25 protein-coding genes and 2 tRNA genes are annotated in these 26,538 nt (G+C 70.3%); 17 read left to right on the forward strand and 10 right to left on the reverse strand.

Annotated elements, in window-relative coordinates; all coding sequences use genetic code 11:
* Positions 1-35: 35 nt before the first annotated feature.
* A complete protein-coding gene (gene pepN, locus FB453_RS11205) occupies positions 36-2,585 on the reverse strand; it encodes an aminopeptidase N (protein WP_145789632.1) in 2,550 nt (849 codons plus the stop codon).
* Between the two features lie 223 nt (positions 2,586-2,808).
* Here pepN and FB453_RS11210 point away from each other — a divergent pair, with 223 nt between their 5' ends.
* From FB453_RS11210 to FB453_RS11225, 4 genes are all read left to right on the forward strand, one after another.
* Positions 2,809-3,435 carry a mycothiol-dependent nitroreductase Rv2466c family protein gene (locus FB453_RS11210; protein WP_112584151.1) on the forward strand — a complete coding sequence of 209 codons (627 nt, stop codon included), beginning with the start codon at positions 2,809-2,811 and terminating at the stop codon, positions 3,433-3,435.
* A gap of 181 nt (positions 3,436-3,616) precedes the next feature.
* A complete protein-coding gene (locus tag FB453_RS11215; RefSeq protein WP_145789634.1) occupies positions 3,617-4,132 on the forward strand; it encodes a hypothetical protein in 516 nt (171 codons plus the stop codon).
* An 89-nt stretch (positions 4,133-4,221) separates the two neighbouring features.
* Complete coding sequence (locus tag FB453_RS11220) at positions 4,222-5,421, forward strand: DUF1015 family protein (protein ID WP_145789636.1); 1,200 nt, start codon at positions 4,222-4,224, stop codon at positions 5,419-5,421.
* Between the two features lie 87 nt (positions 5,422-5,508).
* Complete coding sequence (locus tag FB453_RS11225) at positions 5,509-5,976, forward strand: ribose-5-phosphate isomerase (protein ID WP_112584153.1); 468 nt, start codon at positions 5,509-5,511, stop codon at positions 5,974-5,976.
* A gap of 11 nt (positions 5,977-5,987) precedes the next feature.
* On the opposite strand, the gene FB453_RS11230 is transcribed toward FB453_RS11225, so the two are convergent.
* Positions 5,988-6,329, reverse strand: a complete 342-nt coding sequence (locus tag FB453_RS11230) for a hypothetical protein (protein WP_091405403.1) — start codon at positions 6,327-6,329, stop codon at positions 5,988-5,990.
* A gap of 138 nt (positions 6,330-6,467) precedes the next feature.
* Here FB453_RS11230 and FB453_RS11235 point away from each other — a divergent pair, with 138 nt between their 5' ends.
* Positions 6,468-7,013, forward strand: a complete 546-nt coding sequence (locus tag FB453_RS11235) for a hypothetical protein (protein WP_112584154.1) — start codon at positions 6,468-6,470, stop codon at positions 7,011-7,013.
* 165 nt (positions 7,014-7,178) lie between these two features.
* On the opposite strand, the gene FB453_RS11240 is transcribed toward FB453_RS11235, so the two are convergent.
* Both FB453_RS11240 and FB453_RS11245 read right to left on the reverse strand, forming a co-directional pair.
* Positions 7,179-7,445 (reverse strand): hypothetical protein, encoded by a 267-nt coding sequence (locus FB453_RS11240; RefSeq protein WP_091405397.1) that lies wholly within the window; start codon positions 7,443-7,445, stop codon positions 7,179-7,181.
* Between the two features lie 71 nt (positions 7,446-7,516).
* Positions 7,517-8,281, reverse strand: coding sequence for a class I SAM-dependent methyltransferase (locus tag FB453_RS11245; protein WP_145789639.1), 765 nt, complete (start codon positions 8,279-8,281; stop codon positions 7,517-7,519).
* Between the two features lie 70 nt (positions 8,282-8,351).
* Between FB453_RS11245 and FB453_RS11250 the strand changes: the two genes are divergently transcribed.
* From FB453_RS11250 to fxsT, 3 genes are read left to right on the forward strand one after another with little or no spacing between them, the layout of a single operon-like run.
* Complete coding sequence (locus FB453_RS11250) at positions 8,352-8,783, forward strand: CU044_2847 family protein (protein WP_145789641.1); 432 nt, start codon at positions 8,352-8,354, stop codon at positions 8,781-8,783.
* A 57-nt stretch (positions 8,784-8,840) separates the two neighbouring features.
* A complete protein-coding gene (locus FB453_RS11255; protein WP_145789643.1) occupies positions 8,841-9,815 on the forward strand; it encodes a S1 family peptidase in 975 nt (324 codons plus the stop codon).
* On the forward strand, positions 9,812-13,012 hold the full coding sequence (gene fxsT / locus FB453_RS11260; protein WP_145789645.1) for an FxSxx-COOH system tetratricopeptide repeat protein: 3,201 nt from the start codon (positions 9,812-9,814) through the stop codon (positions 13,010-13,012). The genes FB453_RS11255 and fxsT overlap by 4 nt, the downstream gene beginning before the upstream one ends.
* A gap of 39 nt (positions 13,013-13,051) precedes the next feature.
* Here the strand turns inward: fxsT and FB453_RS11265 are convergent, their stop codons facing one another.
* The 3 genes from FB453_RS11265 to FB453_RS11270 form a co-directional block, all read right to left on the reverse strand.
* The gene (locus tag FB453_RS11265; RefSeq protein ID WP_486480231.1) at positions 13,052-14,152 is read right to left on the reverse strand and encodes an aKG-HExxH-type peptide beta-hydroxylase; all 1,101 of its coding nucleotides are present in this window, start codon (positions 14,150-14,152) and stop codon (positions 13,052-13,054) included.
* 86 nt (positions 14,153-14,238) lie between these two features.
* Entirely contained in the window at positions 14,239-14,433 is a 195-nt protein-coding gene (locus tag FB453_RS34175; RefSeq protein WP_146765853.1) for a hypothetical protein, read from the reverse strand.
* A gap of 146 nt (positions 14,434-14,579) precedes the next feature.
* Positions 14,580-16,730, reverse strand: coding sequence for a M14 family zinc carboxypeptidase (locus FB453_RS11270; protein ID WP_145789649.1), 2,151 nt, complete (start codon positions 16,728-16,730; stop codon positions 14,580-14,582).
* Positions 16,731-16,909: 179 nt separating this feature from the next.
* Here FB453_RS11270 and FB453_RS11275 point away from each other — a divergent pair, with 179 nt between their 5' ends.
* Both FB453_RS11275 and FB453_RS11280 read left to right on the forward strand, forming a co-directional pair.
* On the forward strand, positions 16,910-17,419 hold the full coding sequence (locus tag FB453_RS11275) for a SigE family RNA polymerase sigma factor (RefSeq protein WP_112584161.1): 510 nt from the start codon (positions 16,910-16,912) through the stop codon (positions 17,417-17,419).
* Entirely contained in the window at positions 17,416-18,246 is an 831-nt protein-coding gene (locus tag FB453_RS11280) for an NADH-dependent fumarate reductase family protein (protein WP_145789651.1), read from the forward strand. Before FB453_RS11275 ends, FB453_RS11280 begins: the two co-directional genes overlap by 4 nt.
* A 111-nt stretch (positions 18,247-18,357) precedes the next feature.
* On the opposite strand, the gene FB453_RS11285 is transcribed toward FB453_RS11280, so the two are convergent.
* Positions 18,358-18,750 (reverse strand): hypothetical protein, encoded by a 393-nt coding sequence (locus tag FB453_RS11285; protein ID WP_145789654.1) that lies wholly within the window; start codon positions 18,748-18,750, stop codon positions 18,358-18,360.
* Between the two features lie 177 nt (positions 18,751-18,927).
* Between FB453_RS11285 and FB453_RS11290 the strand changes: the two genes are divergently transcribed.
* Complete coding sequence (locus tag FB453_RS11290; RefSeq protein ID WP_486480232.1) at positions 18,928-19,554, forward strand: DUF4304 domain-containing protein; 627 nt, start codon at positions 18,928-18,930, stop codon at positions 19,552-19,554.
* 164 nt (positions 19,555-19,718) lie between these two features.
* On the opposite strand, the gene FB453_RS11295 is transcribed toward FB453_RS11290, so the two are convergent.
* Positions 19,719-19,792 (reverse strand) — tRNA-Gly (locus FB453_RS11295).
* A gap of 321 nt (positions 19,793-20,113) precedes the next feature.
* Here FB453_RS11295 and FB453_RS11300 point away from each other — a divergent pair.
* The 6 genes from FB453_RS11300 to FB453_RS11325 all read left to right on the forward strand — a co-directional run bounded on the left by FB453_RS11300 (position 20,114) and on the right by FB453_RS11325 (position 25,676).
* Positions 20,114-20,187: transfer RNA gene (locus FB453_RS11300), tRNA-Pro, on the forward strand.
* Between the two features lie 138 nt (positions 20,188-20,325).
* On the forward strand, positions 20,326-21,672 hold the full coding sequence (gene tig / locus FB453_RS11305; protein ID WP_145789660.1) for a trigger factor: 1,347 nt from the start codon (positions 20,326-20,328) through the stop codon (positions 21,670-21,672).
* 250 nt (positions 21,673-21,922) lie between these two features.
* Positions 21,923-22,564 (forward strand): ATP-dependent Clp protease proteolytic subunit, encoded by a 642-nt coding sequence (locus FB453_RS11310; protein ID WP_007464111.1) that lies wholly within the window; start codon positions 21,923-21,925, stop codon positions 22,562-22,564.
* A gap of 10 nt (positions 22,565-22,574) precedes the next feature.
* The gene (locus FB453_RS11315) at positions 22,575-23,237 is read left to right on the forward strand and encodes an ATP-dependent Clp protease proteolytic subunit (protein WP_030333536.1); all 663 of its coding nucleotides are present in this window, start codon (positions 22,575-22,577) and stop codon (positions 23,235-23,237) included.
* 209 nt (positions 23,238-23,446) lie between these two features.
* The gene (gene clpX / locus FB453_RS11320; protein WP_030333537.1) at positions 23,447-24,742 is read left to right on the forward strand and encodes an ATP-dependent Clp protease ATP-binding subunit ClpX; all 1,296 of its coding nucleotides are present in this window, start codon (positions 23,447-23,449) and stop codon (positions 24,740-24,742) included.
* A gap of 136 nt (positions 24,743-24,878) precedes the next feature.
* On the forward strand, positions 24,879-25,676 hold the full coding sequence (locus tag FB453_RS11325) for a carbon-nitrogen hydrolase family protein (protein WP_145789662.1): 798 nt from the start codon (positions 24,879-24,881) through the stop codon (positions 25,674-25,676).
* Positions 25,677-25,679: 3 nt separating this feature from the next.
* Here the strand turns inward: FB453_RS11325 and FB453_RS11330 are convergent, their stop codons facing one another.
* Complete coding sequence (locus FB453_RS11330) at positions 25,680-25,904, reverse strand: hypothetical protein (RefSeq protein ID WP_112584164.1); 225 nt, start codon at positions 25,902-25,904, stop codon at positions 25,680-25,682.
* Positions 25,905-26,538 lie beyond the last annotated feature (634 nt).

A 26,538-nucleotide genomic window follows, 5' to 3' on the forward strand; every position in this document is an offset into this window, starting at 1 on the left:
CACACCCACGCCGGCCCCGGGGCCGGACAAGCTGCTCAGGCGCTCTGGGCGTCCTTCGCGCGGGCCTTCAGCGCCCGCACCACACCGTCGCGGCCCTCGGCCACCAGCCGACGAAGCGGGGCAGGGTGCCCGTCACCGGCCAGCCACGCGTCGGTGGCCGCGACCGTGTCGTCCTCCACCAGGTAGGTCGGGTACGCCAACTGGGCGAACTCCTGCGCCGGCTCGCTGTCCCGGGTGGCCCACACCTGCCCGACCGCCGCGAAGTACCGCTCCCGGTACGGGGCGACCAGCTCCACCTGCGCCGGGTGGGCGAAGCCCTGCAACAGCGCCCGGTGCCGCCAGTTGGGCAGCGAGTCCGGGCCGGTGAGCAGGGCCCACACGGCGGCCTTGTTCTCGGCCGTCGGCATCAACGCGTGCGCGTACGCCGCTTCCCGCTCGCCGCTGGCCGTGCGGTCGCTGCTCAGCTCCGCCTCGATCTCGGCGGTCCCGGCGGCACCGTTGGCCACCAGCGCGGCGAGGACCGACCAGCGCAGCTCGGTGTCGACGGTCAGCCCGGCCGGCATGCCGGTGCCGTCCAGCCAACCGCGCAGCGTGGCCAGGTCTTCCTCGGAGCGGACCGCCGAGGTGAACGCGCGGGCCCAGGCCAACTGGAACCCGCTGCCGGGCTCGGCGGCGGCGAGCGCGTCGCGGGCGGTACGGGCCAGGTCGGCCCAGCCGGTCGGCGCCCAGGCGGGGTCGGCGTACAGGGTGAGCGCGGTGGTCGCCTGCCGCAGGGTGGCGGTGACCAGGTTGATGTCGGTCTCCGCGGGCAGCCCGCTCAGCGTCAGCGCCACGTAGTCGCGGGCGGACAGCTCGGCGTCGCGGATCATGTCCCATGCGGCGGTCCAGCAGAGAGCGCGGGCCAGCGACGAGTCGAAGCCACCGATGTGCTGCACCACTGTCGCCATCGAGCGCTCGTCGAGGCGCAGCTTGGTGTAGCTGAGGTCGTCGTCGTTGAGCAGCAACACGTCGGCCGCCCGGACGCCACGCAGCGGGGCGAGATCCGTGTGCTCGCCGGTCACGTCCACCTCGTACCGCTCCCGACGGACCAGCCGCCCGTCGGTCAGGTCGTACAGGCCCACGCCGATCCGGTGGGTCCGCAGCGTCGGGTACGCCGCCGGGGCCTCCTGCCGCACCAGCACCTGCTCGTACGTGCCGTCGGCGCCGATGGTCACCTCCGGCCGCAGCGTGTTGACCTGCGCGGTCTCCAACCACTGCGCGGCGAACTTGCGCAGCTCCCGCCCGGATGCGGCCTCCAGCTCGGTGAGCAGGTCGTCGAAGGTGGCGTTGCCCCAGGCGTGCTTGCCGAAGTAGGCCCGCAGCCCGGCCACGAACGGCTCCTCACCCACGTAGGCGACGAGCTGCTTGAGCACGCTCGCGCCCTTGGCGTAGGTGATGCCGTCGAAGTTGACCTCCACGGCCTCCATGTCCGGCATCTCGGTGTAGACCGGGTGGGTGGAGGAGAGCTGGTCCTGCCGGTAGCCCCAGTTCTTCCGGATGGACAGGAAGGTCGTCCACGCCTGGGTGAACCGGGTCGCGTTGGTGTTGCACCAGTGGCTGGCCCACTCGGCGAACGACTCGTTCAGCCACAGGTCGTTCCACCAGCGCATGGTGACCAGGTCACCGAACCACATGTGGGCCAGTTCGTGCAGGATCGTGTTGGCCCGCTGCTCGTACTCGAAGTCGGTGACCTGCGAGCGGAACAGGTAGTGCGACTCGGCGTGCGTCACGCAGCCGAAGTTCTCCATCGCACCGGCGTTGAAGTCGGGCACCCAGAGCTGGTCGTACTTCGGCAGCGGGTAGCGCACGTCGAACTTCTCGTGGAAGAAGTCGAAGCCCTGCTTGGTGATCAGGAACAGGTCGTCGGAGTCCAGGTACTGTGCCATCGACGCCCGGCAGAACACCCCCAGGTCGATGCCGTCGTGCGTGTCGCGCACCTCGTGGTACGGCCCGGCGCACATCGCCGTGATGTAGGTGCTCATCCGGGGCGACTCGGTGAAGTGCAGCGTCTTGAGCGCCTCACCCGCCGACTCCTCCCGCTGCACCGGCATGTTGGAGACCGCCCGCCAGTGCGCCGGCACTGTGACGTGCCAGGTGTAGACGCTCTTCAGGTCGGGCTGGTCGAAGCAGGCGTACACCCGCTGCGCGTCGGCCGTCTCGAACTGGCTGTAGAGGTACGTCTCGCCGTCCACCGGGTCGACCGTCCGGTGCAGACCCTGACCGCTGTTGGAGTAATTGAAGTCGGCGTCGACCACCAGGACGTTGTCGCTGTCCAACCCGGACAGGGTCAGGCCCTTCTCGGCGGACCAGTCGGAGAGGTCGACGGGCGTGCCGTTCAGCGTCGCGGACCGCACCGAATCGGCGGCCAGCTCGATGAAGGTGCTCGCGCCCGGTTCGGAGCAGCGGAACCGGACCTCGGTCGTCGACCTGAACGTGCGGCCGTCGGCCGCCAGCACGGCGCTGGACAGGTCCAGACTGATGTCATACCCCGTCACGTTGAGCAGGCGTGCCCGCTCGGTCGCCTCGACCTGCGTCAGGTTGCGCACTCCCGGCACTGTTCGTCTCCATCCCACATGTCGCCGTACGCCCGGCGGCGCCCGTTCGCCTACCGCTCGTGACGGCTGGCCCGATTCGAGTCTTCCATGTACGGGCAGCCTGCGGTGGCCGAGGTCACGCTCTCATTCGGGTGCCGGTCGATGCGCTGCGGGGTGAAGATTCTCCTGAGACGCCGACCGCTGCCGGCGCCACCCGTCGCGAAAGGATCTCACCGTGACCGAGCGTGTCACCGCCGACATGTGGTTCGACCCGGCCTGCCCGTGGGCCTGGATCACCTCCCGTTGGCTGCTCGAGGTCGAGCAGATCCGGGACGTGGACATCCGCTTCCACGTGATGAGCCTGGCCGTGCTCAACGACGGCCGGGACGAGCTGCCCGAGGAGTACAAGGAGTTTCTGAAGACCGCCTGGGGCCCGGTGCGCATCTGCATCGCCGCCGAGCAACTGCACGGCAATGACGTGCTGCGCCCGCTCTACACCGCGCTCGGCACCCGGATCCACCTGCAGAAGCAGGAGCGGGGTCCGGAGCTGTACGTGGCCGCGCTCACCGAGGCCGGCCTCGACCCGGCACTGGCGGCGGCCGCCGACAGCACCGACTACGACGAGGCGCTGCGGGCCAGCCACGAGGCGGGCATGCGCCCGGTCGGGCAGGACGTGGGCACGCCGGTCGTGCACGCGCCCGGCCCGGACGGCACCCCTGTCGCGTTCTTCGGCCCGGTGATCACCCCGGCTCCGAAGGGGGAGGCCGCCGGCCGGCTCTGGGACGGCGTGCTGCTGGTCGCCGGCACCCCGGGCTTCTACGAGCTCAAGCGCACCCGGGAGCAGAGCCCGATCTTCGACTGAGCGACGACCACCGCGCCCCCGTCCGTGCTTCGTCAGTAGCGCGGACGGGGGCGTTTCTCGTCGGGTGCCGAGGTCGGCGGAGGGTCGTGGCGTCACCGGGAGGCGGGCGGCGTCGTTTCCCTCGGTGTCCGCCGCAGCGACCCGCAGGGCCGCGCGCCGCAGTTCGTGGAGGCAAATCCCGATGGCCAAGCACCGTGCGTCCGGTGACGATCAGTTGACCCGGCAGGGGGTGATCGAGAATCCCGGCGCGGACTACTGGTCCGTTGACGACTCCCGTTGGCCGACTGTCCGCCCGGACCTGCCCGCCCACCTGGTGGATCTACTCGCGCCGCCCATCGTGGTGGGCGTGGCCCGGGTCCCGGTGACCTCCCGGCTCACCCCGCCCAGGGCGGCCGACTCACTGCCGTCGTCCGTCGACGCGGTGCCGACCGACACGCCGGTGCTGGTGCCGTCGGGGGCGGCACCGGCCGAACCGGCGCCTCCGCCGCCGGCGCCGGCTCCTCCGCGCCCGGTGCCGACGCCGCCGCTGAGCCCGCGGCCCGTTCCCACGCCTCCGCCCGACCGTCCGGTGCCGGGGCCGCCCGCGTCGCCCCGCCGCGCGCCGAACACCGGGCCGCTCGGGACCGGTCGGCGTGGCAACGGTGGGCCGGTGAGCGCGGGTAAGCACCGCCGGGGCACCTCCGACCGCGCGGGCTGACCAGCCGGGCCCCACCGGGCGCTTTCATCTGGTGGACGCCCCGCGGGTCCCCGTCGGCGGCGACACCGTCGCCGGTAGCGTCAGTGGGCATGACGGTCGTGCATCCGATCACCCGGGCCTGGGTCACCACTGGCGGCACCGGCGCGCAAAACTACGACGAGTTCGCCGACGACGCGGAAATCACCGCGATCATCGAGTCGAACCCGCACAGCGCTCTCGGCATCGAGATGCCGCACCGCGCCCCGCAGAGCCTGGGCAGGTCGTTCCTCGACGCGCTGCCGGACGCGGTGGCCCGCCTCGCCGAGGCCAAGGCCGACGGCAGCTACACCCCCGCCGAGCAGGTGGTGGTGCTCTACCGGATCAGCGCGCCCGGTGAGGAGCCGGCGTACGGGCTGTTCGCAATGGTGGACACCGACCAGATCTCCACCCGGGCAGACGAGCCGGGCCTGGTCATCCGCAACGAGGACGTCTTCATCGCCAAGGTGCGCGAGCGGGTGGCGTTGGCCGACGCGCTGGGTCACCTGCTCTCACCCGTACTCCTGCTCCAGACCGGGCGTGGCGACGAGCTGCACGCCGCGCTCGCGGCGGCGACCGACACGGCCGGCGCGCCCGCCGCGACGGACACCGACCAGGCGGGGCGCACGCACGCCATCTGGCTGCTCGGCCCCGGCCCGGAGCAGGCAACGCTGACCGCTCTCGCCGGTGGCGGGGACCTGGTCGTCGCGGACGGCAACCACCGCAGCCTGGCCGCCCAGACCGGCGGGCTGCCGCGCTTCCTGGCCGTGGTCACCACCCCCGCGTCAGTGGCCATCCAGCCGTACAACCGGCTGGTCAGCGAGCTGACCACCACCCCGGCCGAGCTGCTCGACCGGCTGCGCGCCGCGGGCGCCGAGGTCGAGCCGATCGACGGCCCGGTCGAGGTCCCAGCGGCCGGCGGCACCGTGCACCTCCGCCTCGACGGCCAGGGGTACGCGGTGCGCCTGCCCGCCACCGCCTCCGCCCGCCTGGAAAACCTGGACCACGCCCTGGTCGAGCGGCTGGTGCTGCGCGACGCGCTCGGTCTGGACCCGGGTGACAAGCGGATCACCTACGTCGGCGGTGACTACCCGGCGAGCTGGCTCACCGGTGAGGTCGACGCCGGCCGGGCCGAGTTGGCCATCCTGATCGCGCCGGTGACCGTGGCGGATTTCGTCGCGGTCAACCTGGCCAGGGAGAAGATGCCCCGCAAGAGCACCTGGTTCACCCCGAAGGCGCGCGGTGGTCTGGTCGTCGCCGAGCTGCCGCGTTGAGTGCCATCCCCACGACCGTGTGACGAACCCGGCTCGGGGACGCCGCCCCTGTGACGTCCCCGAGCGCGGCCTGACAGACTGCCCGGTATGCGCGTCTACCTGGGATCCGATCACGCCGGTTTCGAGTTGAAGGTGCACCTGGCCAACCACCTGGCCATGCAGGGCTACGACGTGGTCGACGTCGGCCCGCACAGCTACGACCCGGACGACGACTACCCCACGTTCTGCCTGCACACAGGCGACCAGGTGGTGGCCGACGAGACGGGCCTCGGAGTGGTCATCGGTGGCTCCGGCAACGGTGAGCAGATCGCCGCGAACAAGGTTGCCGGCGTCCGCGCCGCGCTGGCCTGGAGCGTCGAGACCGCTCAACTGGCCCGCCAGCACAACGACGCGAACGTCGTCGCCATCGGTGCCCGCCAGCACACGCTGGACGAGGCGACCGGCATCGTCGAGGCGTTCCTGAACACGCCGTTCTCCGGCAACGAGCGGCACGCTCGCCGGATCGCCCAGGTGGCCGAGTACGAGCGGACCCGGAAGCTGCCCGACCTGCCCTGACCGTGCGGCGCTCAGCGCGGCGAGCGGGGCAACTCCTCGCGGGGCACCCAGTTTCGCCGGACGACCACCACCCGGGCTTCCGCCTCGGCCAGGTCGTCGTCGGTGGGGCGGGCCGCATCCCGGGCCCGTAGCGCCGCGCTCAGCCCCACCTGGGACGAGCCGGAACCGACCAACCCGCGCAGCCCTCGCTCGCCGTCGCGCTCGTCGCCGCCCGTGCTTCTGCGTCTCGGCGGCGGCTCGTCACCGTCGTGCACGCCCGGCGTGCTGACCGTCGGGCCGTCCGCACCCGGTCTGGCCGTCTCGGTGTCGGCGTGGTGGCGCAGCCGTCGCCGTCGTCGGTCGGGGTCACCCATCAGCCGACCGTACCCTGGCCGGGTTCGATCCGGCACCGTCGCGGGGCCGCGCGTCCCGGCCGGGGTCGGCGACCGATTTGCCGGCTGGCTACCCTCGAATCAGGCGGTGCTGTTGCCGTCGGTCAGGGGGAGGACGAGATGGCAGACCAGACGCAGCCGTGGGCGGAGCGGACCGTGGAGGTGCCACCGCAGGCCGGCGTCGGGGTGCCGCCGCAGCGTGACGGGTTCCGCCGGGGGGTCGCTCCGGTGGGTGAACCGCGCACCCCGCGGACGGAGCCGTTCCCGGTGGTAGAGCAGGAGCCGACCGGCACCGGTTGGCCCGGCGAGCCGGTGCCCCGCCGCTCACTGAGCTCCCGGGTGGCGCAGCTGCGGCGTGGCGGTGAGTGGAGCGCGGCGGCAGGCCTTTTCGCGTTCGTGTGTTGGGGGATCTGGGCGCTGTCCGGTCAGGGTGACCTGAGCGGCCCCCTGCTGGTGCTGGTGCTCAGCCTGCTGGTGGCGGTCGGCCTGTTCGCCCTGTTCCGGCTGGTCGGCCGGGTGGTGTTGGAGCGGCAGCTGGGCCGGGTCCGGCGCAGCGCCCGAGGTGCCCACCTGGCGACGGCGGTGTTCCTGGTCGGCCTCGGCGTGGCGTGGCTCCAGCAGACCGACTGGGTCGTCTCGGCCTGGAACTGGATCTCCTCGAACTGACCGGGTGTGCACGGGCGGGCCGGTCCGCGACCGCCCACCCGTGCACCCGGTCGTCTCCCCACCAGGCAAGGTCGCCGCTTACCCGGCCGGCCGCGGTTCATCCGTGGCCGGCCGCTCCGACCGGTATCTCCTTCGTGGGCTTGCGTGATCCCGATGGTGCGGCGGTCAGTGGGTGCCGCCGTGCCCCTCGGCGTCGGCTCGGGGCGATGCGACCCGGGCGGCTGGATCCTCGACGCCGGGCTCGCCGCCGTCCGGGGCGACCGCCCCGTCGTAGTTGTAGAGCGGTCGACCATCGTCGTGCTGCTTGGTGGTCTTGATGTAGCGGTGCATCAGGCCGTCGATCTCCACCTCGACGAGTGCCTCGTTGCCGGTCTCGTGGGTGCTGCCGTCTCGGGGGCCGCCCACCAGGTGGGCCGTGGTGTTCGTGTCCATGAACGGGCCCTACCCACCAGAGACCCGACGGAAACGGGTGAAACCCGGCCAGCAGCGCAGGAGCTGTCGCGTCAGTGCTCGGGCTTGTGCGCCCGGACCAAAATGCGCTGGGCGTGGGCCACGAACGGACCGTGGCGACGGATGTGGTCGTGCAGATCGGCGAGGCGGGCCCGGTAGCGGTCGACGCTGAAGTCCGGCACCGTCCAGATGACTTTGCGGAGGAAGTGCACCACCGCTGCCACGTCGTTGAAGGTGGTCGGCAGCGCCTCGTGCCGCAGCTCGTCGATGACCAGGCCGGCGGCTCGCGCGTCGGCGGCGGCGCGGGCCGGGCTGCGTTCGTCGCTGATCTCGCGGGGACCGGTGAGGAACTGGGCCAGCTCCCGGTTCGATCCGGGGCCGATCTGCTGGGCGAGGTACCGCCCGCCGGGAGTGAGCACCCGTGCGATCTCATCCCAGAGCACGACGTTGGGATGCCGGCTCACCACCAGGTCGAACGTCTCGTCGGGAAACGGGAACGGAGCGTCCTCGGCAACGTCGACCACCCGCACGCCGCGCGGTTCGAGCGCGCGTCGGGCCAGCTGGAGGTTGGGCGGCCAGTGTTCGGTGGCCACGGTCACCGGTGGGAATGCCGGCACCTCGGAGAGCACCTCGCCGCCCCCGGTCTGGATGTCCAGTGCGGCGCGGGCCACCCTCATCTGGGCTGCCATGAGTTTCAGATATCCCCAGGACGGCCGCTGTTCTGTCGCGCGGCCCTCGAACCAGGAGAAGTCCCAACCGTCCACTGATGCGTCGGCGCCTTCGCGGAGCAGATCCTGGAAGGTCGCCGTGTCCTGCATTGCGTCAGGCTGACAGGCCGCAGTGGTGATGGCAAGCAGATGTGTCCCGTGTCGGCGCACTGTGCATGCAATGACTCCTGTCAGTGATCTGACACCTATTCCGAACGATCTTTCGGCGAGAATTTGTCACGTGGCGGATCTCCTTCGTTTCGAGACTGATCAGGGCGTCCTCCTCGTCGAGGAACACGCGGGCACCGATCTGGAACGGGTCGGTCTGCTCGACCGGATCCGCCCCGCCCGGCAGACGCTGGAAATGGCACTGGCCCACATCAAACCCGCGCTCGACGCGGCGCTGGGCGTGGTCCGGGGGGTGGCGGTGCGCCCCGATCAGGTGGAGGTCGAGATCGGCGTCACCCTCACCGCGGAGGCTGGCGCCGTCGTCGCCCGCACCAGCGCTCAGGGCCACCTCAAGGTCAAGTTGATCTGGACTTCGCCCGTCCCCGCACTGCCGTCGCCAGCTGAGGACGGGGCCGGTGCGCAGGAGAACGCCGCACATGACTGACCGCAGTGCCGGCTGCCGGCCGCCGGCCGTCCTGGTCGAGTGGTTGGCGGAGAACGGATGACCGGCACCCGGTCGCTCGCCGGCCGGGTGCGGATACTCGGTGGCCACTCCTCGTCGGTCGTCGGCGCGGGCATCCAGTTGACCAGTGACCTCGTGCTGACCTGCTGGCATGTCGTCGATGACGGCACCGGAGCGGACCAGCCCCGGGTGCTCGTCGACACACCGAGCCACCCCGGCACCCGGGTCGCCGCCGAGGTGACCTGGTCCCGGGCTGTCGGCCCGGCGGGCGACGGCGACCTGGCGGTCCTGCGCTGCGCCACACCGCTGCCGTCCGCCCCCGCCACCCTGGCCGATCGTGGCGACGACGAGTTCGACGTGCGGATCGTGGGTTCTCCGGCCAACACTCCCGCGTCCGTCATGGTGCTGGCACGGGCCGTCGGTCCGGTCGACGCGGGCACGGGATGGCGTCAACTCGACCGGATCTCCCCTGCCACGGCCGGAATCGACAGGGGGTTCAGTGGTTCCGGGGTGTACGCGCCGGATGGCGCCGTGGTGGGCATGGTGCTGGCCCGAACGAGCGTCGGCCAGCAGTTGGTCGGCTGGATGTTGCCCGTCGGGCAGTGGCGTGCCCTGCTGCCGCCCGGCCTGTTGCCGCCTGCCCTGCTGCCGTCCGGCCCGCTGGCGGCTGTCGCCCGGGCGACGCACCGGCCGGCACCCGCGCCGCTCTCATTCGCGCAAAAGATGGCGCTGGCCCGACTGCTGGAGGAAATCCCGGTACTCCGGCACCCCGACAGCCGTCAATTGGTCATTCAGTCGCTGCCATCGCACATCAGTCGGATGGTGAACCCATTCGGGCCATTGGGTCTCGACATGTTCGGCCTGATTCGAACGGGCTTAGAATACGAGGATGGGATCGCGGCTCTCTATCGCGTCCTGCTGTTGACGGAAGGGCCGGCGAGCAGGCCACTGCGGGCCTTCCGTGACCTTGCCGAGAGCCTCGGTCTGCTGACGGGTACGGAGGACAATCGGTGACGACGCCCCGGATGCCGAGCGCCCAGGTGCAAGCCATCTGTGACGCGCTGCTGTCGATGAGCTCGATCAACGACGGAAACACCCGAGCCCTCTACCTCGACGAGGTCGAGGGGGAGCTGCGCAAGCCACTGTCGGTGCCCCGGCACTCCGAGGTCCGGTACGACGTCTACCGCATCGTGCGCGCCTGCGCGCAGGAGCCCCGGGGCATGTCGACGCTGTTGCAGGTGATCGGCAACTTTCACCCCGGTGCCAGCGCGGTCACGTCCGCCCAGCAGATCTACCTCTCCTGGCTTCTCGCGCAGTTGCTCACGGACGTCCCGCCCGAGGTGGTGACCGGAGCCGTCGCGGCGGTCGCGGATCATCCGCTGTCACCGGAGGACCTGCCCGGCCTGGTGGAGGCCGTCGGCTGGCAACCGGTGGGTGACTGGCAGGTCCCGGCGGCCGTGGCGCTGGCGGGCCTGGTCCACGCCGGCCTCGAGTCGGACGGCAAGCCGCTTGAGCAGTGGTTGCGGGATGCGGCGGCGGCCCTGCGGCTCACCACCGCCGACCTCGACGATGTGCGCGTGGCTGCGAAGGCGCACTGGACGTCGCTACGATCCCCGCACCAGGCGGCACCGGCCGAGGCCGGTGGAGAGGAACCTGAATCCGACATGCGCAGGACGATCATCATCGAGGAGACGACGCCCCAGCGGTCCCGAACTCTCATCCGGGGCGGCGTCCCACCGCGCAACCTGTACTTCACCGGCCGGGAGAAACAGCTCGTCGCCCTCGACGAGCTTCTGTCGTCACAGCACCGGGCCTCGGTGCTGCCGGAAGCGGCGCTGCGCGGTGTCGGTGGGGTCGGCAAGACCCAGCTCGCGGTCGAGTTCGCCTACCGGTACGCGGACCGTTACCAGCTGATCTGGTGGATGGCCGCCGAGGATCTCACTGCGCTGCGTACCTCGATCGCCGCTCTCGGTGAGCGGCTCGGCCTGGCCGCCAGCGCCAGCCTGGAGCAGACCGTGCGGACGGTCCTCGACTCGCTGTCGACGAGTTCGCTCAGTTGGCTGCTGGTCTACGACAACGCCGACGACCCGCACGAGCTGGCTCCGCTCATGCCTTCCTCGAACCTCGTCGGCGAACGCGGCCACGTCCTCGTCACGTCGCGGAACATGGCCTGGTCGGCGAGCGCCCTGACCCTGGACGTCGACGTTTTCACCCGAGCCGAGAGCGTGGAACTGCTGCTCAAGCGGCGTCCCGCCACCAGCCCTGACGACGCCCGCCGGCTCGCCGCCGAGCTTGGCGACCTGCCACTCGCCCTGGAACAAGCCGTCAGTTGGCTGCTCACCATGCTGTCGTCGGTCGACGAGTACCTCGTCGACCTCAAGGAACACGCCCGGGAGCTGCTGGGTGAGGGGCAGCCCAGGCAGTACCGGGGCACCGTGTTGACTGTGGTGTCGATGGCCCTCGCCGCGGTACGCGAGCAGAATCCCGCCGCCGCGCAGCTGATCCAGCTACTCGCCTTCCTCAGCCCCGACCCGGTCCCGATGCGCCTGCTCTGGGAGGGGCGCCGCGCCGGGTTGGACGAACCGCTGCGCACCAGCCTCCAGGAGCGCAACGACATAGCCCGGGCCATCCGGCAACTGGCGTCGCTCGGGCTCGCGAAGGCGGACAACGCCAGCCGGCACGTACAGGTGCACCGACTGGTGCAGGCGGTCATCCGGGAGGGGCTCGCCGAGCAGGGCGACGACAGTCCGCTGACGAACGCCCGCCGGCTGCTGGCCGCCGCCAACCCGGGCTTTCCGGACGACCGGAGCACCTGGCCCCGCCATGCCGACATCGCGCCACACGTCCGCGTCGCCGGTCTGATCCACGGTGACCTCGACGCCCGCCGGACGGCGATGGACCAACTGCGCTACATCTACAACCTGGGTGACTTCGAAGGCTGTCGGGACTTCGCGGAGGAGATCCTGGCCGCCTGGGACCAGCCCGGTCCAGACGGCGGGCGCAGCGGCGATCCGCTGACCCTGCTGGCGATGCGACGGTACGCGGACGCCCTGCGGCTGCTCGCCGACCCGCGCGCGGCCGCGTTCGGCCTCGAAGCGCTGGAGCGGATGCGGACGAGCCTCGGTGAGGAGCACGAGTACACCCTGGGTGCGGCGAACAGCGTCGGCGCGGACCTGCGGCGGATCGGCGACTTCGCGGCCGCGGCCGACCTGGACCGGCGCAACCTCGACGTGCACCGCAGGGTGCTCGGCGACGGGCATCCGAGCACGCTGCGGGTGATGAACTCGATGGCGATCAACCTTCGCCTGACCGGTGACTTCGAAGGGGCGTACGAGCTCAACCTCGAAGTGGCGCGGCACGCCGGTGCCGCTGCGGAGGACGGCACCTATGCACTCGTGCTGGCCCAGGAGGCCCAGGCGCGCGACCTCTACCTCCTGGGGCGGTACGCCGACGCGCTGGAACTGCTGGACAGCTCCCTGCCGGTGCAGCGGTCGCTGCTGGGAGCGGAGCACCTCACCGTGCTGCGCGCCACCTGCATCCACATCGCCTGCCTACGCAAGACGGGGCGGCTCGACGCCGCCGTGAGCGAGGGCGCGGCCAATTACCGGATGGTGACCCGCCGCTTCGGGACCGATCATGTGCTGGCCGCGGAGGCGGGCATGACCTGCGCGAACGCCATGCGCGCGGCGGGCGACGCGACCCAGGCGTACGCCCTGGCCGCCCAGGGGCACACCACCTTCCGAGCCGTCTTCGGAGATCGGCATCCGGTCACGCTCTGCGCTGCGGTCAACCTCGGGGTGATCCTGCGGGCTCGCAACTTCGACCGTGAGGCGCGGGAGTTGGGTGCGGCCACCCTGCAGGCGATGGGCGAGGCGTTGCCGCCCACCCATCCGTACCTGCTGAGCGCGCGCACCGCGCAGGCGATCAACCTGGTCCGGTCGCACCGGCTGGAGCAGGCGCAGGTGCTCTCCGAGGCGATCCTTGAGGACTCGCGTCGCCTGCGTGGGCCGGGGCACCCGTACACGCTCTACTGTGCGGTCAACGCGTCGGTCGATCTGATCGAGGTCGGCGAGGAGGCTCGGGGCCGCGAGCTGCTCGACGAGGCTGCCGCGGCGCTGGAGGCGTTGTTCGGGCCGGACCACCCGGAGGTGGACGCCGCGCGGGGTCAGCGGCGCATCGAGTGCGACATCGAAACCGTCGGGCTGACCTGACGCCTCGCCCACCGGCGGCGGTCGTACCGAGCCGTGGGTTCATCCGGTGGTGATCGCCGGTCGGCGCGCGCGCTCGGCCTCCGCCACCTCCCGCCGCCCGGCGGCGTCGGCGGACGCCGGGACCGGCACGGCGGCCAACTGGCCGATCCGTTCGGCCAGGCGATCTGCCCAGAGCCGCCCGGCCGAGGTGAGACTTCCGGCCCGGGCGAGCTCGACCAGGGCGCGCTCCAACTGCGCCCGTACCACAGCGAACCGCGCGGTGGCCTGGGCCGCCAGTTTCGGATGGGCGCGCAGCGCGGCCCACACCTCGGCGACGGCCGTGAACGCGTAGGTGCCGTGCAGCAGCCCGCCGATCGGACGCGGGTCAGGACGCCAGGGCGCGAAGTACCGCGCCGGGTCGGCGGGCTCGTGCAGCTGGACCAGGCCGAGGACAGCGTTGAGTTTGCTGTGTTGCAGCTCGTGCACCATCGTCACGGCGAGATCCACCGGGTCGAGGTTGGCGTCGGCGGCCAACGCCCCGAAGGCGTCGGCGTGCGTGACGCTGTGCCCGCGCTCGGTGCCGTCGGCCAACGGCACGAAGGTGCTGATCCCGGCGGCCACCTCGGCGGCGTGCGTCGGGGCGTGCCCGACGAGCAGGTGCCAGGCGTGCCCGACGGACCGTTCCAGCTCCGCGGCCTGCGGTGCGGAGAGCCGGGCGGCGACCGGTAGCCCGAAGCAGTCGCGGTAGGGGTCCAGGTCGTCGACGCGGAGGTCGAGGGTGACCGACTGGTCGGTGAAGCGCCACCAGCGGGTGGGCGTCCACTGGCGCCCGGTCAGGTCGGCCGGCGTGACAGTTGTGCTGCGGCCGTGTCGGCGCAGCACCCCGAGGCCCGGCACGGGCACCAGGCCCGCGCGCGGCGTGACGGGCACCGCCGCGTCCGACCGACCGCTGAGGGCGGCCGCCGCGAGCGCCGCGAACGGAAGGTAGTCGGGTCGGCGGGTGGCACCGTGCCGGACCCGATCGATCGCCCAGACCGCCAGCCACGGGTGATCGAGCAGCACGTCCGCGGCGGCCGGGTCGAGGCGGTGGGCCTGGCCGAGCAGGTGCGCCGACGCCGCCAGGGCGTCGTCGGTGTCGGCGAGGCTCTTGAGGACGAGCATCGTGCGGTTGCGTTGCGCGCGCCGCAGAGCGCGGATGGCAGCCGGGCCAGCCCGGCCGTCGGCCAGGCGGGTGAACTCCGAGCGGGTCAGCTGGAGTCGGCGCCGGGGTCGAGGAAGCTGTTCCAGCCGGCCAGCGTCGTCTGCCGGGGACTCTTCAGTGTCGCGACCAGTTCCTCGATCCATCGGGCCAGTTCCGGATCCTCGTCGCGTAGCAGGTGGCTCAGACCCTGCGTCAACACGTCGACCACAACGAGGTGATCAGGTGCGGGTTGCTCAGTCATCGATGTCCCGGGTTGGCGCAGGCGTGCTGACATGAAAACACGTCAACGTCTGTGATCACCATCGGCTTACCGTCCGTCACCGGGGGTCGCGCGTCCTGGGCCGTACCGCCGCCGGCAGCAGCCGGCGGCGGTACGGGACCCGCGGGTCAGTCGGCGGCCGCCTCGGCGGCGGCGTAGTCGCGGGCGACCCGGACCATTTCCACCAGCCCGCCGGCGTACTCCTGGGATTCGCCGTGCGCCTCGTCGAACGGCGGCTGGAAGCCGACGCCCTCCCACTGGTTGGTCGCCGGGTTCCACCGGTCGTTGCCGACCTCGAAGTCCCAGGCGAAGATGCCCAGCTCGTAGTAGAGCTGGTCGGCCGAGTTGCCGGCGGCGGAGTAGAGCACGTCGGCGACCGGTCCGGTCTGCGACGGCCAGGTGACGGTGCCGCGCTCCTGGGCGATGGCGCCGACGATCCGCCGGGCGCTGTTGAGGAACAGCGTCGACTCGTCGATCGACGGTCGCGGCAGGGTGACCCTGCCGTCGGCCCGGTACGCCCCCGGCGGCCACATGAAGTACCCGCCGTAGGAGTGCACGTTCATCGCGAACTTGATGTTGGGGTGGTCCTGAGCGAGCGCGATCACGTTGCCGCTCTCCGCCTCGGACAGCTCGGCGGTGCCCGCGTAGTTACCGGACAGGCAGTTGGCGCTGGCGCCCACGTAGCCGTCGAAGTACGACCCGACTGTGTAGTTGCGGTTGATGTCGACGCCCCACGAGGTGCGGTTCTTCGGGTCGCGGGCCGCGCCGGTGCAGTGGTTGACGAGGTTCTTGCGCTGGAAGTTGAAGTCGTTGAACGAGTAGTTCGCGCCGTCCGGGTTGACCGTCGGGATGACGAAGATGTCGACCTGCTCCAGCAGCTCACGGGTGGCCGGGTCGGTCCGGGCGTTGGCCAGCATCCGCTCGGCGAACTCCAGCGTCACCAGCGGGGTGGCCCACTCCCGGGCGTGTTCCTGGGAGTACGCGAGCACCCCGACCCGGGAACCGTCCCGGTGTACGCCGAGGCGCAGCGCCTGCACCGTCCACGGCCGTGCCGGCACCTCGGTGCCCTGGAGGCCGTCGTCGAGTCGGGTGGGGCCGGCGACGGGCATCGGCAGCCCGGCCGAGCCGTCCTCGACGATGGCCCGGAACCGGTCCGGCTGACGTGCGTTGATCGCCGCTGCGACCTCGTCGGTGGTGCTCACCGTCTTGCCCGCGGTGTCGGTGGCTAGTGACACGGTGAGGACGCGGTCGCGGTAGCCGATGGTCAGTGGCCGGTTCGCCCGGCCCGGGTCGACAGTCCGCACCTGTACGCCGTTCATGTTCTGGTCGCCGAAGCGGACCGACTCGACCACCAGGGCGGCCACCGCCGGGTCGCCCAGGTAGCCGACGGCGTTTCGTCGGTATCCCTGGGTCTTGTTCGGCAGGTCGATCACGTCCACCAGGCCCCGGTACTGCCGGGCCAGCCGCTTGATCCGCGCCTGGATGTCCACCGGCGTCAGGTACGCGTCGATGAAGTCCTTCTGGTAGCCGGCCGGCAGCGGCGGCGGGGTGGCGTTCGGCCAGAGCGTCGGGGTGACCGCCCGGCTGACCCCGCCGAGGCTGGAGGTGGCGCTCAGCTGAACCGGTCGGCTCGGCACCGGCTGGGGGAGCGTGTAGTGGTACTGGTACTCGCCGGAGTCCTCGAACCGGTACAGCGGGAACGAGCCGGTGGCGCCGTCCGCCGTCCGCCAACTGACGGTGATCTCCACGTCCGGGTCGTCGGTGGCGGTGGTCGCCACCTGGGCCTGCAGGAAGGTCTGTCCGGTCGTGGTCCACCAGTACGCCTGCTGCACCTGGAGGGTGTCCACGGCAGTGGCGGCGGCGGTGGACCGTTGGCCTGCGGCCGGCGCGCGCAGCCCGGCGGCGGTGCGGGCCTGAGCCGCGCGGACGCTGTCGGCGTAGTGCCGGTTGCCGTCTCCGGCGCGCTGCACGATCTGCACGGCCGTCGCGCCCTGCGCGGTCAGTTCGCCGAGCTGCGTGCCGCTGAGCACCAGGTCGGCGAGGATCCGGCCGTCCCGTGCCCGGGGTCGGTTGGCCAGGTCCGCGCCGGTGGCGACGAGCCGGTCCAGTTGGGCCTGATCGCGGAGTTGGACTCGCACCAGTGCGGTTTCGGTGGCGCTCAGAGAGATCGGGGCGGCCGGGTCGGCAGGTGCGGCCGCTCCGGAAGCCGGATGGGACAACACTGCGCTGAACAGGATCACTGTGGTGGCGGCAGCTGTCCACCGTCGTCGGACGATCATGTGCCCTCCTGTGACGGATGTCGATGTGCTTGGTCCTTACACCAGTGCACAGATCGACACCTGTCAAGGCGTCCTTCGCGCCTTCCCGGCGTTGATCCCGTGACATGTCCGCGAGATTCGGAGCAACCCCCTGGGCCAGACCCCGCGTGACTAACTCGAAACAGGGATCGGAGGCCTGAATGAGCGATCGCGACGAGGCGTTCGCCGAGTACTTCGCGGCACGGTCCGGTGCCATGCGCGGCACCGCGTACCTGCTGTGCGGCGACTGGCACCGTGCCGAAGACCTGGTCCAGACCACGTTCGTCAAGCTCTACCGGGTCTGGAACCGGATCTCCCGGCACGAGGTGCTCGACAGCTACGTGCGCCAGATCCTGATCCGGACCTTCCTCGACGAGCGCCGCCGCGGCTGGTGGCGGCGTGAACGGGTGGGTGGCGAGGACGCCGAGCAGGTGGCCCCGCCCGACTCACCGGAGAGCCGACTGGTGCTGCTGCAGGCGCTGGCCCGGGTGGCACCGCGTCAGCGGGCCGTGCTGGTTCTGCGGTACTGGGAGGACCTGTCGATCGAGGACGTCGCGGCGCTGCTGGAGTGTTCTCCAGGGACGGTGAAGAGCCAGGCGGCACGCGGGCTCGACACCTTGCGTGGCCTCCTGACACCCACCAACAGCGGGATCGGGATGGGGGAGCGATGAACGAACAGGAGTTGCGCGAGGGGCTGCGCAGCGAGATGGCGGAAACAACCCCGCCACCACCATTGAGTACGACAGCCGCGCTCGACGCGGCACGGCGGAGGCACTTCCGTCGACGCGCGCTGTGGGTGTCCCTCGGATCGGCGGCTGTCGTGCTGGCGGTCACCGGCTTCGCGGCCGTCGCCACCCCGGACGGCCACGTCTACCAACCGGCGGGCCAGGGGCCACTGGGTTCTCCGGACACCAAGGAGCCTTGGCCGACCGGGCCGGACGGGCAACCTCAGGAGGACCGGACCGCGCGGGCCGGGTCCAGGTACGAGCAGGGGGCTCACCTGCTCACCGAGGCCGTCTCGGTCATACCTTCCGGCTACACCACGCCCGAGGACCCGTCGAGCCGGTCCGCCGAGGAGCGGACGCTGCGGACCCACCAGGCGCAGTTCGAGGCCAAGGTGGACGGCGTCGACGTGTGGAGCTACTCGTCCTCGGTGGCCGTGGTGCAGGGCAAGGGCACCGGACGCGTGATCGTCGAGGTGCACGACGCCGGCAACCAACTGCCGACCGAGCCGTGCGACCTGGCCCAGAAATTCTGGGGCATGCGGGGCGAGTGTCAGGTCGAGACCGTCGGAGCCGTGCGGGTCGGCGTGGTGGTCCGACCGAGCGGCGACGATCGGCTCGACCAGTGGTCGGCGTACCGGCACCCGGACGGCGTGGTGGTCTTCGTGGCGCAGGGCGTGCGACTGGACGAGAGTCGGCCGGCGTTGACGAAGCTGCCGTTCTCCGTGCCGCAGTTGGCGGCTCTCGCTGTCGACGAACGGTTCCACCTGAAGTGACACCGCGACTCGGCCTCGCCGAGTGGGTCCAGGTGCCGCCACCGGCGGTTCACCTGGGCCTTGCCGTGTGTCGAAACCGCAGTGACCCGTACGAGCTCCGGCGCGTCTCTCTCAGCGGCGCGCCGTGAGGGGCACGAGGACGAGGACGGCAAGTCCGAGCGTGGTGGCGCCGACCGCCCACCACCAGAAGAACCCGGCGAACACCGAGGCGACCAGGAGCCCCACGCCGAGGCCAGCCAGCAGGCCGAGTGCGAACAGGGCCCGTGGCGGCAGGGCGAGGTACGGCAGGCGTCGTATCACCAGCACCTCCAGCCAGGTGCCGCCCGCCGTCAGCAGCGCTGCGCCGACCCCGTCCACCGCGGACAGCCCGTGACCGTCGCTGATGGGCACGAGAACCCTGCCCTCGTCACCGGCCGGGACGAAGAGGACCAGCACGCCGACGACGATGAGCAGAGCGGCAGCGACGACCTGCCTGCGAGGGGCGCCCGCCCCAACGGATGACATCGCTACAGTCTCGGCCGTCCGCCATCGCCTGCACAGGAGCCGTATCGGCGAACATCGAACGTCGGAACGCGCCGGATCTGCGGGCCATGCAGCTCGCCGGCGCCTGGGGTGTGCGCGATCAGGACCCGGCCGCTCATCTGCTCGTTGCCGTCCCGGCCAGTTGGAAGGACCATGTCAATGTCCCTGCAAACGTTGTTCAACGACTTCGTCAAGGGCCTTGCGGAGCATCTGGCCGGGTACGGCTTCGAGCAGGGGAAGGGTCGCGTCTTCCGTCGGTATTCGGCGGCGGGCGACGCGCTCGTCGTCGAGCTTCAGATGTCGGACCACTCGAGCGCGACCGAGAAGATCTTCTACATCAACGTGGGCCTGGTGTTGGCGCCGGCGTGGGAGTCTGCCCGGCGTCGCTACCGCCTTCCCGAGTCCGAGCAACCTCGGCCGCTGTACGCGATCTGGAAGCATCGCGTCGGATTCACCACCTTGTCCGGTGGGGACCAGTGGCGGATCGCCGACGAGGTCACCGCCGCCGAGGTGTCGGAGCAGGTGCGCCGGCGGCTGGACGAGACACTGAGGGACCTGCTGCCGCTGCTGGACCGTGAGGCGTTCCTCGCGGTCGCCGACCGCCGGGAGTTCCTCGGGGCCGGCGGCTGGCGGGTCCGGGCCTGGCTGCTGGCGGAGCAGGGGCCGTCGCCGGAGCTCGAATACCTGCTGTTCACCGAGCGGCCGGCCCACACGCACAAGTCGGCGATGATCCAGAACATCTGGACCTACGCGAACAGTAAATCCAGGGCCGAAGGCTCGCGGTGAGGACCGGTAGGCACACCCGCGCCGACGATGTCACGGCGTCGATCACCAGTGCGACTCGGAGCTACGCCGAAACGTCCTAGAAGGTAGTTGGTCCCTCCGCTTGGCGGGGGAGATGCGAAAGGCCCAGGTGCCGCGATCGTGCGGTCAACCTGGGCCTTCGTGCGTGGAGCGGGCGACGAGAATCGAACTCGCGTAGTCAGTTTGGAAGACTGAAGCTCTACCATTGAGCTACGCCCGCGTGCATCCCGCCGAAACAGGACGCGCCTACAGCGTACCCAATGTCGACGCCCGACGCGTAACCGCGTCGCCGCCCCTGCGGTGCCGCGTCCTCCGCGACCGGCGGCACGGCGACCCAAGATCCGCACAACCTCCGGGATGTAGTGGCCTCGCCGTGCGCGGAGCCCACTACATCCGCGAAGTTGTGCGGATCTTGGAGCCGCCCGGCGGATCTTGGCGGGACGGGCGCGGAGCGAAATGGTAATTTTCGGGTGATGTGTCCGGGTGGGGGATGCCCCGGCACCGACTGAGGCGTGGCGACGGCATAGACTGCACGTCGCCACGGGGTGTGGCGCAGCTTGGTAGCGCACTCGCTTTGGGAGCGAGGGGCCGTGGGTTCAAATCCCGCCACCCCGACTGTCGTCCGCGGCCGGGCCGCCCCGGGTGCCGCCCAGTGCGGTCCCCGGGCGATGCCGGAGCGTCAGGCCGGCTCGCCTACACTCGATGGGCTGAATCACGCCCAGACTCAACTGAGATCCGTCAAGGAGTACGCCTGTGAAGAGCACCGTCGAGACTCTGAGCCCGACGCGCGTGCGGCTCGCCATCGAGGTGCCGTTCGTCGAGCTCGAGCCGAGCCTCAAGAAGGCGTACCGGGAGATCGGTTCGCAGGTCCAGGTTCCGGGCTTCCGCCGGGGCAAGGTGCCGACCGCGGTGATCGACCAGCGGGTGGGCCGGGGCACCGTTCTCAACGAGGCGGTCCAGGAGGCCATCCCGGAGAACATCCTCGCCGCGGTGCGCGAGCACGACCTGAAGACGCTGGGGCGCCCGGAGGTCGAGATCACCGAGTTCAACGACGGTGACTCGCTGAACTTCACGGCCGAGGTCGACGTCCGTCCGGAGATCACCATCCCGGACGCGAGCACCATCGAGGTGACCGTCGACGAGCTGCAGATCGACGAGAGCGAGATCGACGAGCAGGTGAAGAACCTGCGGGAGCGTTTCGCGACCCTCAAGACCGTCGAGCGGGCCGCCGCCGAGGGCGACTACGTCCAGATCGACCTGAACGCCACCGTCGACGGCGAGGACGTGCCGGGCGGCCAGGCGAGCAACATCTCCCACGAGGTGGGCAGCAAGCAGCTCCTGCCGGGCCTGGACGAGGCAGTGGTCGGCCTCGCCGCCGGTGACGACACCACCTTCACCACCCAGCTGGTCGGCGGCGACTTCGCCGGTCGGGACGCCGACGTGGCGGTGACCGTGCGCACGGTCAAGGAGAAGGAGCTGCCGGAGCTGAACGACGAGTTCGCCCAGATGGCGAGCGAGTTCGACACGATCGAGGAGCTGCGCGGCGACCTGCGGTCCCGGGTCACCCAGGGCAAGCAGGTCGAGCAGATCTACGCCGCTCGGGACAAGGCCCTGGCCCAGCTCGTCGAGGCCGCCGACATCCCGGCGCCGGAGGGTGTCGTTCGCGAGGAGGTCGAGAGCCGCAAGCAGGCCATGGTCGACCAGCTGGAGCGGATCGGCGCCTCGATGGAGGAGTACCTCGCGGCCGAGGACAAGACCGAGGAGCAGATCGACGCCGAGCTGACCGAGGCGGCGACCGAGGGCGTCAAGGTCCAGCTCCTGCTGGACACGCTCGCCGACGCGGAGGACGTGCAGGTCTCCGACGACGAGTTCGGGCACGAGATCGTGCACCGGGCGCAGCGCGCCGGGATGGCCCCGCAGCAGTACTACGACCAGCTGGTGCGCTCCGGCGCGGCCGCCGCGGTCTTCGGCGACGTGCGGCGGGGCAAGGCGCTCGCGGCCGTCATGGAGAAGATCACGATCAAGGACTCGGCCGGCAACGGGATCACCCTCGACGCCCTGCGCGCCGCCAACGAGGCGGAGCACAACCACGACCACTGATCGTCGGGTGCGGCCGCCGTCCGCCGCTGAGCGGCGGACGGCGGCCGTTTCCCTTTCCGGGTAATGCCCGGGCAGCAAGCTTTGCCGGGTAATGCCCGGGCAGCAAGCACTGCCGGGTACGCCCGGAAGCCCGCGCCGCGGGTACGCCCGACACAGCTGCGCTGAGAGCGAACAGTGCCCCGACCGGGACTCTGCCGCCCCGCACAGCGGTTAGTGTCGGGAAAGACGGTACGGAGAGCGAAGGGCTGCCATGACCGACATGCACATCCCCAAGAAGTCGCTCCGGGCGATTGACGCGCGCGGTGGCGACTCCATTGGCAACCTCGACGACTCGGTCTACAACCGGTTGCTCAAGGAACGCATCATCTTCCTGGGCAGTGAGGTGACCGACCAGGTCGCCAACCGCATCTGCGCGCAGCTGCTGCTGCTCGCCGCGGAGGACCCGGACCGCGACATCAACCTGTGGATCAACTCGCCGGGTGGCTCGGTCTACTCCGGCATGGCGATCTACGACACCATGCAGTTCATCGACAACGACGTGTCGACCGTGGCGATGGGCATGGCTGCCTCGATGGGTCAGCTGCTGCTCTGCGCGGGCACCAAGGGCAAGCGGTACGCCCTGCCCCACGCACGGATCATGATGCACCAGCCGTCCGGTGGTCTGGGCGGCACGGCGTCCGACATCGCCATCCAGGCGGAGCAGATGCTCTACACGAAGCGGATGTTCCAGGAGCGGGTCGCGCACCACACCGGCCAGAGCCAGTCGCAGATCGAGGCCGACTCGGACCGGGACCGTTGGTTCACCGCCCAGGAGGCCATGGACTACGGCTTCATCGACAAGGTGATCATCGGAGCCGCACAGGTTCCGGATGGCGCCGGGACCCTGAGCTGAGGAGCTGACGATGACCGATCTGAGCCTGCCGCCCCAGTTCGCGGCCGTGCACAACCGCTACGTGCTGCCGTCGTTCGTCGAGCGCACGTCGTACGGGGTCAAGGAGTCGAACCCGTACAACAAGCTCTTCGAGGACCGGATCATCTTCCTCGGCGTCCAGGTGGACGACGCGTCGGCCAACGACGTGATGGCCCAGCTGCTGACGCTCGAGGGCACCGACCCGGACCGCGACATCATCATGTACATCAACTCGCCGGGTGGTTCGTTCACCGCCATGACGGCGATCTACGACACCATGCAGTACGTCCGCCCGGACATCTCGACGGTCTGCCTCGGGCAGGCGGCGAGCGCGGCGGCCGTGCTGCTCTCGGCGGGCACGCCGGGTAAGCGGATGGCCCTGCCGAACTCGCGGATCATCATTCACCAGCCGGCCACCGAGGGCGGCTACGGGCAGGGCTCGGACATCGAGATCCAGGCCCGGGAGATCCTGCGGATGCGTACGCAGCTGGAGGACATGCTGTCCCGCCACTGCAACCGCCCGATCGAGCAGGTTCGCAAGGACATCGACCGTGACAAGATCATGACGGCCGAGGAGTCCAAGGAGTACGGGCTGGTCGACACGATCCTGACCAGTCGCAAGAAGGGTCTGCTGGCGGCCAACGCCGCCCGCTGAGCTGTACCGGGTCAGAGGTTGGCCGGGGCTCCGTTCCCGGCCGACCTCTGACACACCCGTTTTGGGGGTCGGAGAATGCCCCGCCAGCGGGTAACGTCGGGTCCGTACCGCTTCGCCGGTTGGGCCGGCGGCGCGAACTAAGCCGGGCGGCGCGCAACGTCCGCAGGTCAGGGCCGGGTCTCCGGCCGATGAGTGCAGGGAGAACGTAGGTGGCACGGATCGGTGACGGCGGCGACCTACTGAAATGCTCCTTCTGCGGCAAGTCGCAGAAGCAGGTCAAGAAGCTCATCGCGGGCCCTGGGGTCTACATCTGCGACGAGTGCATCGATCTCTGCAACGAGATCATCGAAGAGGAGCTGGCCGAGTCCGGCGAGGTGAAGTGGGAAGAGCTTCCCAAGCCGATGGAGATCTGCCAGTTCCTCGACACCTACGTCGTGGGTCAGGATCAGGCCAAGAAGGCGCTCGCCGTAGCGGTCTACAACCACTACAAGCGGATCCAGGCCGAGGCGGCCGGCGCGCCGGGCTCCGGCAGTGACGCCGTCGAGCTGGCGAAGTCCAACATCCTGCTGCTCGGCCCGACGGGGTGCGGCAAGACCCACCTGGCGCAGACCCTCGCCCGGATGTTGAACGTCCCGTTCGCCATCGCCGACGCCACCGCGCTGACCGAGGCGGGCTACGTCGGCGAGGACGTCGAGAACATCCTCCTCAAGCTGATCCAGGCCGCCGACTACGACATCAAGCGCGCCGAGACCGGCATCATCTACATCGACGAGGTCGACAAGATCGCCCGCAAGTCGGAGAATCCGTCGATCACCCGGGACGTCTCCGGTGAGGGCGTGCAGCAGGCCCTGCTCAAGATGCTCGAGGGCACGGTGGCCAACGTGCCGCCGCAGGGTGGCCGTAAGCACCCACACCAGGAGTTCATCCAGATCGACACCACGAACGTGCTGTTCATCTGTGGCGGAGCGTTCGCCGGCCTCGACCAGATCATCGAGTCCCGCACCGGGCAGGGCGGCACCGGCTTCGGCGCCCGACTCCGGTCGGTCTCGGAGCGGTCGACCGACGACATCTTCAGCCAGGTCATGCCGGAAGACATGCTCAAGTTCGGGCTGATCCCCGAGTTCGTCGGCCGGCTGCCGGTGATCACCAACGTTCGCAGCCTGGACCGCAGCGCCCTCGTTCGGATCCTCACCGAGCCGCGCAACGCCCTGGTCCGGCAGTACCAGCGCCTGTTCGAGCTGGACGGTGTCGAGCTCGAGTTCGACGAGCCGGCGCTGGAAGCCATCGCCGATCAGGCGATGCTGCGGGGCACCGGCGCCCGTGGTCTGCGGGCCATCATCGAGGAGGTTCTGCTCTCCGCGATGTACGAGGTGCCGAGCAACCCCGACGCCGCCCGCGTGCTGATCACCCGCGAGGTTGTCCTGGAGAACGTCAACCCGACGATCGTGCCGCGTGAGTTCACCGGGCGCCGGGCTCGGCGCGACCGCGAAGAAAAGTCCGCCTGATCCTTCCCGCATCACGCCGGCCGTTCGATCCTGAGCGGCCGGCGTGATCGTGTTCGGTTGCCGTTCGCCCCTGACGGCTCGTGCCGGCCAGATCGTGACGCTGTCCGTCAGAGCCCTCCAGCCGTACGCTTTGCTCATGCGTGTCGCCGTCTGCCAGCTGAACGCCCGGGACGACCGTAAGGCCAATCTGGCGGCCGCAGAGGCCCTACTGGAGCGCGCCGCCGCCGGCGGCGCGGATCTCGCCGTCCTCCCGGAGTACGTGGACTACCTGGGCCCTGCCGCTGGGCTGCCCGAACCGGAGCCGGTCGACGGCGAGGTGGGCACCTTCTTCGCCGGCGTCGCCCGGCGGCTCGGGATCTGGTTGGTGGCCGGCTCGTTCCACGAGGCCGGCCCGGACCCGGACCACACCTGGAACACCTCGCTGGTCTTCGACCGTTCCGGCAGTCTGGCCGCGAGCTATCGCAAGATTCACCTGTACGACGTGGAGATTCCCGGTCGGGTCTCCTACCGGGAGTCGGCGAGTGTCGCGCCCGGAGCCCAACCGGTGGTGGTCGACGTCGAGGGGCTGCGGGTCGGCCTGTCGATCTGCTACGACCTGCGCTTCCCGGAGCTGTACCGGCTGCTCGCGTCCGATGGAGGCGCGCAGCTGCTTGTGGTTCCGGCCGCGTTCATGATGCACACCGGCCGGGACCACTGGGAGGTCCTGTTGCGGGCCAGGGCTATCGAGAACCAGTGTTTCGTGGCGGCGGCCGGTCAGACCGGCGACCACGAGCCAGGTCGCACCTGCTTCGGGCGCAGCATGGTGGTCGACCCGTGGGGGACGGTCATCGGCCAGGTGCCGGACGGTCCGGGGGTCTCTGTCGTCGACCTGGACCTGGACCGGCTCGACACGATCCGCGCCGAGCTGCCCAGCCTGGCCAACCGCCGGCTCTGAACCTCAGCCCTCCAGCAGGACGCCGATCACCGCGAACCCGGCGATGGCCGCCGCGGTGACCAGCAGCGCAGTGGTCATCCGGGACCTGCCCCGCCGGGCCAGTCGTCCCACCGAGAGCACAAGTACGACCAGCACGACAGCGCCGATCACCACCTGCCAGAACGGCCCGATGAGGCCGAGCAGCGCCTCCTCGGCGAACACCCTGGCGCCGTGCCCGGACTCATCCATGACTGACACTCTGGCACGTCCAGGTGGCCCGCGTCCTCGGGCTGTGGCGGGGAGTCGAGGTGCTCGGTCCTCGGCCGCGTCGGGGGCGGTGCGACGCTCCTCGTTCGAACCAGTGATGAACCCTGATTTGCCTTCTCCGGGCCGTCCGCGTAACTTTCTCTCTGCACGGGGGAGGCCGGACAAACCGGCCGAGAACGGGCGCCAGGCTCGTGGCGGGAACGCCGAGCGAGACTGAGGATCGGGCGGTGCGGAACACTCCGGAAACGGGGTTGCGAACGCGGAGCCGACCGGGTAGAGTTTCGAAGCCGGCAGGAGCCGGGCGGAGAGCCGCGAAGCGGTGATCGGCCGGTCTGCGGCTTCCCACGACAGAAACGAACGTCGGCAACGACGTGCGTCATCGTGGACTCGAGCAAGCAACACTATCCGCATGTCGGGTGAAGCACGACGAACCGCGAAATATCGGTTTGACACGGCGGAAACGAGCGGGTAACGTGGTAAAAGTGCCTGGCGCTGAAAGCGCTGGTCGCGGAGCGGTGAATAGCCCCGGTTGGGGTTCCACTGAGGTGGGGCTTCTGGTCGGTGTGTGGTTGTTCTTTGAGAACTCAACAGGGTGCTTGTAAAGCCAGTGCCAATT

It is taken from the genome of Micromonospora sp. CNZ322 (assembly GCF_007827755.1).